Annotated in this window: 3 protein-coding genes; all 3 read left to right on the top strand. The window is 40.2% G+C overall.

Translation table 11 applies throughout. The features are described from left to right. On the top strand, positions 1-2,198 hold a 2,198-nt coding region (locus ABXT06_RS22615), incomplete at its 5' end, for a tail fiber domain-containing protein (protein WP_354592746.1). Positions 2,199-2,436: 238 nt separating this feature from the next. After that, on the top strand, positions 2,437-6,090 hold the full coding sequence (locus ABXT06_RS22610; RefSeq protein ID WP_354592745.1) for a phage tail-like protein: 3,654 nt from the start codon (positions 2,437-2,439) through the stop codon (positions 6,088-6,090). A 302-nt stretch (positions 6,091-6,392) separates the two neighbouring features. After that, positions 6,393-7,556 (top strand): phage tail-like protein (locus ABXT06_RS22605; RefSeq protein ID WP_502909072.1); only part of this gene is annotated, 1,164 nt, incomplete at its 3' end.

Genomic DNA, 7,556 nt, shown 5'->3' with positions numbered 1-7,556 from the left:
CTACGGGAGCAACAGGTGCAACGGGAGCTACGGGAGCTACAGGAGCTACAGGAGCAAATGGTGTAACGGGAGCTACGGGTGCAACGGGAGCTACAGGAGCTACGGGAGCAACAGGAGCTACAGGAGCTACAGGAGCAAATGGTGTAACGGGTGCTACAGGTGCTACAGGCGCTACGGGTGCAACAGGAGCTACGGGAGCAACAGGAGCTACAGGAGCAAATGGTGTAACGGGTGCTACAGGTGCTACGGGAGCTACAGGAGCTACTGGTGCAACAGGCGCTACGGGAGCAACAGGAGCAAGAGGTGTGACCGGATCAGATGCAACTGTAACCAAGGCAGATTTAAAAGCAACAAGCCCTATCACAATTTCGGGTACAGGTAAAGTTGTAGATAGTGATTTAACAATTGGTATTGATTCTAAGGATCTTACAACTACAACTCCAAGTGCAGTTTTACAAGTTACAAATGGAACTGGAGCAGTCTTGAAAAATGCACAGGTTAACATTGTTCCTGCGGTAAACAAACCGGCAATGCTAATTACGGATAAACCGGGAACAGTAAAATGGTCAGATGATTATCCTTGGCTGTTAGGTGGTAACGATGGAAATAGCGGTTTAGATGTTATTAAAAATTTAGGAACAAAAACGAATTTTGATCTGCCATTCATTACAAATAATAAGGAATGGATGAGGTTGACAGTTGCTGGAAGATTAGGAATTGGAACAATAGTTCCACAAGCAGGAATTCATTTAAAGAGTTCTGATGCTATAAATAATGATGTTATTTTTGAAGGAATTGGAGATAACTCAGCAATGCAACTGTATTTTACACCTGCAACTGCTGGAACATTGGCCAAAAATCAAAGGTTAGGTCAGTTTACTATTGGATATACTAATGCGGGAGGCTCGTTTGTAAAAGGTTCAAGTGTTATGTCTAGTTACAAAGGAACAGACAATGGAACAACAAATGCAACCGATTTACAGTTTTGGACATCAAATTCAGTAAGAGCAACTATTGATGAAAATGGTAGTTTAGGAGTAGGTACAACAGCTCCAGATCCAGCATCTATTGTAGATATTGTAAATGGGGCAAAAGGAGTTTCTTTCCCTCAGGTGAGCTTAACTACTACTACTACAAAACCAGCTTCGGGCAATACTCCAAAAGATGGTACAGTAGTATATAATGCAAATGCTTCTATCACAGGAACAGGAGCATATGGTAAAGGTATGTACTATTGGGATGGAGGAACTTCAGGAAACTGGAGCTTCATGAAAAACTTGACAGATGATACTATAGATTGGCATGTTGGAGGTAATAAGAATGGAGCTCTTAAAACGATTGGGACAAATGATAATTTTGACCTGCCGTTTATGACAAATACTAAAGAAAGAATGCGTTTAACTACTAGTGGTAAATTGGTCATTGGAGGAACTGTCCCTACTTCTGCATTGCAAGTGAGTAACATAACAACAGATGATGATATGGATGATATACGTCTAATAACATATTCTGATGGCACAAATACACCAGATGTCGTATTTACGCGTGTTAATGGTACTACTGCTACTCCAAAAAATCTTACATTTGGACAAGGAATTGGGGGGGTAACATTCCAAGCACAGGCCAATGGTCGTATTACTGGTGTAGCCTCAATAAATGCAAATTATATAGGAAATGGAACTACTGATGCTTCGGAACTTACCTTTTCTACTGGTAATACCATAACCATTAACGAAAGTGGTTCTTTTTATCCAAGTACTAATGGTACTCAAAGTTTAGGTCTTTCTAATAATAGATGGTCTGCAGTATATGCCGCTATGGGTACAATTCAGACCTCAGATATTCGTTTGAAGAAAAATATTGAACCTTTAAAATATGGTTTAGAAGATGTTATGAAAATTGATCCAATTTCTTATAGCTGGAAAGACGACGAAACCAACAAAGTAAGAGTTGGGGTATCGGCACAGCAATTGCAAAAAGTGTTGCCAGAAGTGGTTTCTGTAGGCGATGATGAAGCTAAAACATTAGGTGTAAATTACGCCGAAATGGTACCGGTATTAATCAATGCTATTAAAGAGCAGCAAGCTCAAATTAAAGACCAGAAGGCAGCATTAGAGTCTAAGGATTCAGAAATTAAATTATTACAAGAGCGTACGCAAAAACTGGAAAAAGCAGTTGAGCAATTATTGCAAAAATAATTAGTATACTTTATTGTATAAGAGTAAAAGAGGAAGCAAATGCTTCCTCTTTTTTTTGTACATCTCACATCTCACAATTCACCTTTCTCATATCAAAAAAAATAGCCTAATTTATAATTTTAAAAACTTTTAGGGGTCTTTTTGTCAATGGTTTAGGTGGAAATTTGTAGTGTCAAAAATGAAATATAAAAAACTCACTATTTGACCAAAAACAAAAACAATCCTTAATAAGAATGCCATGAAAAATAAAATACTTCCTTTGCTTTTTGTGCTAGGCGGTTATTCAGCTTACTCACAAGTAGTAATAGGTAAACAGGAAGCAAACCCTTCTGCACAGTTAGAAGTTTTTGCAAAAGACCGAGGGATTTTAATTCCTCAAATTCCCCTAAAGGGAAGTACAGATCAAACCACTATTAAAAGTGGTAACGTAAATAGTCTGCTTGTTTTTAATACCGCTACAATAGCAGATATCAAACCGGGCTACTACTATTGGTACATTGACAGATGGCGCAGAATTGCACTTTCAGATGAAGCAGGTTCAGGTAAAGAAGGAAAAGGAATATCAAATACTGATATTACCCCTGCAGGAAATCTTATTGTTACTCTAACTGATGGAACTAAAATTGATGCGGGAAAAGTAAAAGGTGATCAAGGGCTTCAAGGTATTCCAGGTACAAATGGTAAAAACGGATTGGACGGAAAAGGCATTGCAGGAACATCTGTCGACGCATCAGGAAATCTGATCATTACCTACACAGACGGAACGACTTCAAGTGCAGGGACAGTTAAAGGAGCAGACGGTGCAAATGGTAAAAACGGACTGGATGGAAAAGGCATTTCGGGAACATCTGTCGACGCATCAGGAAATCTGATCATTACCTATACAGACGGAACGACTTCAAGCGCAGGCGCAGTTAAAGGAGCTGACGGCGCAAATGGTAAAAACGGACTGGATGGAAAAGGCATTTCAGGAACATCTGTCGACGCATCGGGAAATCTGATCATTACCTATACAGACGGAACGACTTTAAGTGCAGGGACAGTTAAAGGAGCAGACGGTGCAAAAGGCGAAAAGGGCGACCAAGGTATTCAGGGCGTTGCAGGAGCCAATGGAGCAGACGGCGCAAAAGGCGACCAGGGCGAGAAAGGCGAAAAGGGCGACCAGGGTATTCAGGGCGTTGCAGGAGCCAATGGAGCTGACGGCGCGAAAGGCGACCAGGGCGAGAAAGGCGAAAAGGGCGACCAGGGTATTCAAGGTATCGCAGGAGCCAATGGAGCTGACGGTGCAAAAGGCGATCAGGGCGAGAAAGGCGAAAAGGGCGACCAGGGTATTCAGGGCGTAGCAGGAGCCAACGGAGCTGACGGCGCAAAAGGCGACCAGGGCGAGAAAGGCGAAAAGGGCGACCAGGGTATTCAGGGCGTTGCAGGAGCCAATGGAGCTGACGGTGCGAAAGGCGACCAGGGCGAGAAAGGCGAAAAGGGCGACCAGGGTATTCAGGGCGTTGCAGGAGCCAATGGAGCTGACGGTGCAAAAGGCGACCAGGGCGAGAAAGGCGAAAAGGGCGACCAGGGTATTCAGGGTGTTGCAGGAGCCAATGGAGCTGACGGCGCAAAAGGCGACCAGGGTGAGAAAGGCGAAAAGGGAGACCAGGGTGAGAAAGGCGAAAAGGGAGACCAGGGTATTCAAGGTATCGCAGGTTCTGATGCAACCGTAACGAAAGCAAATTTAAAAACAACAAGCCCGATAACAATTTCAGGTGCAGGTAAAATTGTAGACAGTGATTTAACAATTGGTATTGATTCTAAAAATCTTACTACTACAACTTCAAGTGCAGTTTTACAAGTTGTAAATGGTAACGGAGCGGTCTTGACAGATGCTCAAGTTAATATAGTTCCGGCGGTAAACAAACTAGCAATGCTAATTACGGATAAACCGGGAACAGTAAAATGGTCAGATGATTATCCTTGGCTGTTAGGAGGTAATGACATAAATAATGGTTTAGATGCAATTAAAAACTTAGGAACGAAAACAAATTTTGATCTGCCATTCATCACAAATAATACGGAATGGATGAGACTTACAACTGCAGGACGATTAGGACTAGGTATTATTACACCTCAGGCAGGAATTCATTTAAAGAGTTCAAATGCTTTAACGAATGATGTTATTTTTGAAGGTATCGGAGATAATTCAGCTATGCAGTTATACTTTACACCTGCAACAGCAGGAACATTGGCCAAAGGTCAAAAGTTGGGCCAGTTTACAATAGGCTATACTAATAGTGGAGGTTCGTATGTAAAAGGTTCAAGTATTATGTCTAATTATAAAGGAACCGACAATGGAACAACAAATGCAACCGATTTGCAATTTTGGACATCAAATTCAATAAGAGCAACTATTGATGAAAATGGTAGTTTAGGGGTGGGTACAACAGCGCCAGATCCCGCTTCTATTGTAGATATTGTAAATGGGGCAAAAGGAGTTTCTTTTCCTCAGGTGAGTTTAGCTAGTACCACAACCAAACCAGCTTCAGGCAATACACCAAAAGACGGAACCGTAGTGTACAACGCAAATGCTTCTATCACAGGAACAGGAGCAAATGGCAAAGGTATGTACTATTGGGATGGAGGGGCTTCAGGAAACTGGAACTTTATGAAAAATCTCAAAGATGATACAATAGACTGGCATGTTGGCGGAAATAATAATGGCGCTCTCAAAACGATTGGGACAAATGATAATTTTGATTTGCCTTTTGTTACTAATAATAAAGAATGGATGAGATTAACAAATGCTGGTAAACTAGGGCTTGGTACTGATACCCCAGGTTCAGGTCTGCATGTTGTTAGTGAAGATAAAGATGATAGTTTTGATGATGTAAGAATTAGTACCATTAATGGAAACAATAATCCATTGGCTACTCCGGCATTCATACTTGCACGTGCAAAAGGAACTGCCGCTGTTCAACAAAATCTTGCAGCAGGTGATGCAATTGGATCAATAATTTTTCAGCCTCGTTATAACGGAACGTATTCATCACTTTCAGCAATTGGCGCAATTTATAAAGGAAATGGAACATCACCTTTAAGTAATTTGACATTCTCAACTAGTCAGGGGGTAAAAATGACACTTGATGAAAATGGATATTTAGGAATCGGAACAACTACTCCTAGTGTTGGGCTTCATGTAAAAAGTTCTACTGGTTCAGGAAATGATGTGATATTTGAAGGAGTGAATCGTAGTTCTACTTTTTCAATGAACTATACTACATCAAACGCTACACTTGCATCAAATACAATGCTTGGAAAAATGAACTTTGGTTATGCTCTTAATGGATCGAGCACATTTGTAAATGCTTCAAGTATTATGAGTAGTTATTTAGGTAATGGAACTAGTAATTCGAGCGATCTTCAGTTTTTTACTTCAGGAGCTATAAGAGTTACTATAGATAAAGATGGTAGTTTTATTCCTAGCGGAAATGGTGCACAGACTTTGGGAGGAGCAACTAATAGATGGGGAACTATTTATTCAGCAAACGGAACTATACAGACTTCAGACATTCGCTTAAAGAAAAATATTGAGCCATTAAAATATGGTTTAGAAGATGTAATGAAAATCGATCCAATCTCCTACACTTGGAAAGACGATGCTTCAAATAAAATGAAAGTTGGGGTGTCGGCACAGCAGGTGCAAAAAGTATTGCCAGAAGTCGTAGATGTAGCAAATGATGAAGCTAATACATTAGGTGTAAATTATGCTGAAATGGTACCTGTATTGATCAATGCTATTAAAGAGCAGCAAACTCAAATTAAAGAAAAAGATACTAAAATTTTAAATCTTGAAAATCGTATGGAAAAATTAGAACAGTTAGTAAACGAATTATCAAAAAAGTAATTTTTTTGAATAATAAAAGGTTATTGTTTTTGAAAAAAAGAGGGCTATATAGCTCTCTTTTTTGTTTTATGAGGAACTTAAATTGTAAGATTTTTTTGTCGTATAATGTAAGAATAAAAACTTTTAGAGGTAATTGTAGGAAATAGCTTAAGGGATATTTGTGGCTTAAAATTCAATGTGAAATAAAAATGAACATAGTTGATTTTACTTTAAATATATAAAAAATATAATCAGGGTATATTTTTAGACCTGTAGTGAAATTGTATTGTGTAATGAAATTTAATAACCATAAATAATTAAATATGAAGAATAGATTACTCCCTTTATTTGTTGTTTTAGGATGTTATTCGGCTTATTCGCAGGTGGGTATTGGAAAGATAGATCCCAATAAATCTGCGCAGTTAGAAGTTTATTCTGCGGATAAAGGTGTTTTGATTCCACAGGTTAAATTAACAGGAACAACGGACAAGACCACAATAAAAAATGGCAATGTAAGCAGCTTGCTTGTTTTTAATACAGTAACAGCGGCAGATGTAACACCTGGCTACTACTACTGGTATGCAGGTAAATGGCAGAGAATAGTAGCTGCTGGCGAAGCAGGTTCAGGAAAAGATGGTATTAATGGAGGAAACGGAGCACCAGGAGAGCCAGGTGTTGTAATCCCTGCGAATACTACTATCTATGTAGATAATTCAACAGGTACAGTTTATATCCTAAAACCAGGTACAGACCCATTAGATCCAAAAAATTGGATTCCAATGAATGGTAAAAATGGGCTAGATGGTAAGAATGGAATTGCAGGAGGTAACGGAGTTCCAGGAGCAGTTGGAACACCTGGTATCGACGGTACAGTTGAAATGTATATTGATTACAAAACTGGAATCATATATGTAAGAGATCCTGAGAACCATGACAAATGGGTTCCTGTATCGGGTAAAAACGGAATTGATGGAATACAAGGAGTTTCTGGAGTACCTGGAACCCCAGGCTCAATCACAACTCTAGACGCTATCGTTAAAGATCCGCAGGGCAATATCTATGCCTATGTTGGAGATGACAAGACGGTTGCTGGACGCGATGCGGAATGGGCTTCAAAATCACCAAACTGGGTTAAGATCAACGGAATCAACGGGCTTGACGGCAAGAATGGAATTGCGGGAGGCAACGGAGTTCCAGGAGCAGTTGGAACACCAGGTATCGATGGTACAATTGAAATGTATATCGATTACAAAACTGGAATTATATATGTAAGGGATCCTAAAGACCATGACAAATGGATTCCTGTATCAGGTAAAAATGGAATTGATGGAATACAAGGAGTTTCTGGAGCGCCTGGTACCCCAGGCTCAATCACAACCCTAGACGCTATCGTTAAAGATCCGCAGGGCAATATCTATGCCTATGTGGGAACGGATAAAACAGTTGCGGGACGCGATGCCGAGTGGGCTGCGAAGTCCGTGAACTGG

The sequence above is a fragment of the Flavobacterium sp. UW10123 genome, from assembly GCF_040538975.1.
Classification (GTDB): Bacteria; Bacteroidota; Bacteroidia; order Flavobacteriales; family Flavobacteriaceae; genus Flavobacterium.
This window is presented reverse-complemented; position numbering and strand designations above follow the sequence as displayed.

What these genes read in the sequence shown, in the direction of transcription:
- ABXT06_RS22610 (WP_354592745.1), top strand. Translation starts at nt 2,437, where the DNA reads ATGAAAAATAAAATACTTCCTTTGCTTTTTGTGCTAGGCGGTTATTCA.